Source organism: Microcoleus sp. PH2017_09_SFU_O_A (genome assembly GCF_020738625.1).
In the GTDB taxonomy this organism is placed as follows: Bacteria; Cyanobacteriota; Cyanobacteriia; order Cyanobacteriales; family Microcoleaceae; genus Microcoleus.
Genome location: NZ_JAEQCF010000174.1, coordinates 1 through 3,296, shown reverse-complemented (window position 1 = coordinate 3,296; position 3,296 = coordinate 1). Strand labels below are relative to the sequence as shown.

The following is a 3,296-nucleotide window of genomic DNA, read 5'->3' as shown; positions in this document are numbered from 1 at the left end:
AATGATTCCAAACGCAGATTCCTCTGACGCAAGACGCCCGCATCTGTAATCCAATGGCACGGGGGCAAAAACAAATTGAACCAGGGGCAAATAGTCTCGCGCCGCCACAATTTGCTCAAAAAGCTACCCAAATAGTCAAGGATGGGTAGCTTTGTCCATAAATTAAGTTACAGTTTCAAACCCCGCAAGGCGTGCTGACTTTTAGCTCTACAGGAGTAGTTATGCAACTGCAAACAGATATTCGTAGTCGGCAACCGCAAGCAACGCTAGCCAGCGCCGCGAGTGCCTTGGACTGGGCAAAATTTGGCTGCGCCGTACCTGCACCAAAATTGGCTCCTTCGATGTGGGTCAAATTGTTCAATCCGCCAACAGCATTCAGTTTTGACGAAGCGTGGTTGTTGTGTCAGTGCTCCGACCAAAAGTGGCTGGCTTGGATTCCTGATTATGGGGAAATTTTGCTGAGTACGAATGAATTTTGCGCTACTTAGGATCGCAAATTAAATAACTTACAATTTTAATTGTTATTGTGGGATGGGCGTCCCGCCCGTCGTTTTTGGACGGGCGGGACGCCCATCCCACAAACCTGTCGAAGTTATTTAATTCTCATTCCTTAATCGAAAATTATAGTTTGAAATCTATATCCTTCAGGTTTCACAGCATATTTTTGGAAAAAACCAGGTTTCTGCATTATCTCGTTTGTAGTGAGGAATGCGAGTCCTCAGAAATTAAGAAGGACTGAAGTCCTCACTACAAACCAATTCATTGACATTTTGCCAACAAAAAGAGCAATAGAAAACTATTGCTCTTTTTGTGTAAAAACACTTTCTAGTTTTTGTCTTCAGACAGCGGAACTTACTCGCTTATTTGCAAACTGCACGGTTATTTGCATTTCTGACAATCGTGCCTACTTTGCCATTAATCTGAATCGGGTTCTTGGTGCTGGCCCGGATCAAGCGGGGCTGTTTACCCAGACATTCTCTGATAGATTCTGACCAGGTGGTGAGAGCGCGGGTGTATTCTGTACGAGTCGCGGGCGCGCGAAACTGCTCGGTAATTAGGTGATCTGTGGTGATGCTAGTGTCAGTAGCAACATTAGTAATAATTGGAAAGTCAAAGGCTTTGGGTAAAGTTCTTTCAGGAATTTTGCCCGGTACTGTTTGGTAGTTCTTTGAGCCGCCTTTGTAGTCAATACCTGCTTGAGGGGCTGTTTGAGCGAAGGCAGGAATAGGCAAGCTGGCTACCAATACGGTGCAGCAACTCCAAAATAATTTCGATTTCATCCGATTCATCTCCTCAACTTTATGACGGTTAGCACTAATTAGGTAGGGACAAAAACATTAGCTTTAATTTATAAAAAATCTAATGCTAATGAACTTTTATCTTGGTTTTGACCCATCTAATTTATTACCATACATCTTCAAAAACGTACAAACTGGTTGGTCTGACAAACTGTAGAATGGTTTCAGTTGAGTGAGACATTTACACATCTGAAGTTGTTACAGCGTTGGGGACTCGATTTTACCAGAATGATTCATTTTCGATCGATGTCATTGGAACTTTATCAAATTTTGTCTCAGATATCAAGTTTTGTCGATCGCCTGTGGCGTTTTAACACTGGTTGACGGCTCGATCGCCCTTTGAGTGTTATGCGCTATACCAGCGGAAGAAAGATGCTAGAGTGCATCAATGGGCGTTTGAGTATTTTCAGGCGACAATAGACAGAGAAGGGGCTTGAAAATAGGTGATTTTAGTGGAAGATAGTAAATTTATCGACGTATCGGAAATCATGGGTGTTCCCGCGGCTCCTGCGGGCTACAAGTCGGGCTTTGTGGGTATTATCGGGCGCCCGAATGTTGGCAAATCCACCCTGATGAATCAGTTGGTAGGACAGAAAATTGCCATTACTTCGCCGGTGTCTCAGACGACGCGCAACAGGCTGCGGGGCATCCTGACGACGCCGGAAGCACAAATTATTTTTGTCGATACTCCCGGAATTCACAAGCCGCATCACCAACTGGGTAAGGTTTTGGTGCAGAATGCGCGCGCGGCGATTCAGTCGGTGGATGTGGTGCTGTTTGTGGTGGATGGTTCGGTGGAGTCGGGTGGGGGCGATCGATATATTATCGAAATTCTCAGCAATTGCAAAATTCCAGTGATTTTGGGGATGAATAAGCTGGACGAACAACCGGAGGATTCCGTGTTGATCGATCGCACCTACGAGCAAATTGTCAATCCTCAGTGGCCAGTGGTCAAGTTTTCGGCTCTCACGGGCGAGGGTGTCGAGCCACTGCAACAATTGTTAATCGAACATTTGGAGGTTGGGCCTTACTATTATCCGCCAGATTTGGTGACTGACCAGCCGGAACGGTTTATTATGGGCGAGTTGATTCGGGAACAGATTTTGCTGCTGACGCGGGAAGAAGTGCCGCATTCTGTAGCAATCGCGATCGACATTGTTCAAGAAGAAGCGAAGATTACCCGCATTCTGGCGACGATTCACGTCGAGCGGGATTCCCAAAAAGGTATTTTAATCGGTAAAAGCGGCAGTATGCTCAAGTCGATCGGCAGTGCGGCCCGGGAACAGATTCAAAAGTTAATTGAAGGTAAAGTATATTTGGAGTTATTTGTCAAGGTGCAGCCGAAATGGCGGCAGTCCCGCACCCGTTTGGCCGAATTGGGCTATCGCGTGGAAGAGTAAAATTTTAGTGGTTTGCGGGATGTTCGCGATTATACTGAAAGTGGCGGCTGGTGGTAGCGATCGGGTGATTCGGGGGTTTTGTGAGGAGTTGGGGATTGAGGTGCCTTTATAACTTAGGCAATAAAAAATAATATTTTGCTAACTTGTTAACAACACTCAAAAAAAGTGAACACCATGCTTAACCTCTCCCATAGCCGTCCCCTGAATCAATTTCAACAGGAAGCTCCTGAGTTGCTTCATCAGTTTGAAACAGATAAAACACCAATAGTAATTACCATTAATGGTAAAGCGGTTGCTGTGCTTCAGGATGCGGAAAGTTATGAAAAACTACTTAATCGGTTAGAAATTCTTGAAACTCTTGCAGGTATTCGTCAAAGCTTAGGGGAATTTGATCAAGGTAAAGGGGTTTCTATTCATCAAGCTTTTGAAGAGCTTCAAAAAAAATATGACCTACCGAGTTGAGATATCTCCTACTGCTATTCATGACATAGAAAATATCTTTTTGTGGCTCAAGCTCAATGCTCCTGAAAAATCCTATCGTTGGGTTAGGGGCTGTTATGAAATAATGCTCAAACTGGAAAGCTTTCCTAGTCGTTGT

At 44.7% G+C, this 3,296-nt stretch carries 4 protein-coding genes; 3 read left to right on the top strand and 1 reads right to left on the bottom strand.

The features are described from left to right. Nucleotides 1-221 precede the first annotated feature (221 nt). Nucleotides 222-488: a hypothetical protein gene (locus JGK16_RS32380; RefSeq protein WP_293187164.1), complete on the top strand. Its 267-nt coding sequence runs from the start codon at nt 222-224 to the stop codon at nt 486-488. Between the two features lie 372 nt (nt 489-860). Here the strand turns inward: JGK16_RS32380 and JGK16_RS32375 are convergent, their stop codons facing one another. Further along, a complete protein-coding gene (locus JGK16_RS32375; RefSeq protein WP_293187163.1) occupies nt 861-1,280 on the bottom strand; it encodes a hypothetical protein in 420 nt (139 codons plus the stop codon). A 506-nt stretch (nt 1,281-1,786) separates the two neighbouring features. Here JGK16_RS32375 and era point away from each other — a divergent pair. Beyond that, nucleotides 1,787-2,698, top strand: coding sequence for a GTPase Era (era, locus tag JGK16_RS32370; protein ID WP_293193979.1), 912 nt, complete (start codon nt 1,787-1,789; stop codon nt 2,696-2,698). 174 nt (nt 2,699-2,872) lie between these two features. Next, a complete protein-coding gene (locus JGK16_RS32365; protein WP_293187165.1) occupies nt 2,873-3,160 on the top strand; it encodes a type II toxin-antitoxin system Phd/YefM family antitoxin in 288 nt (95 codons plus the stop codon). Nucleotides 3,161-3,296: the final 136 nt, after the last annotated feature.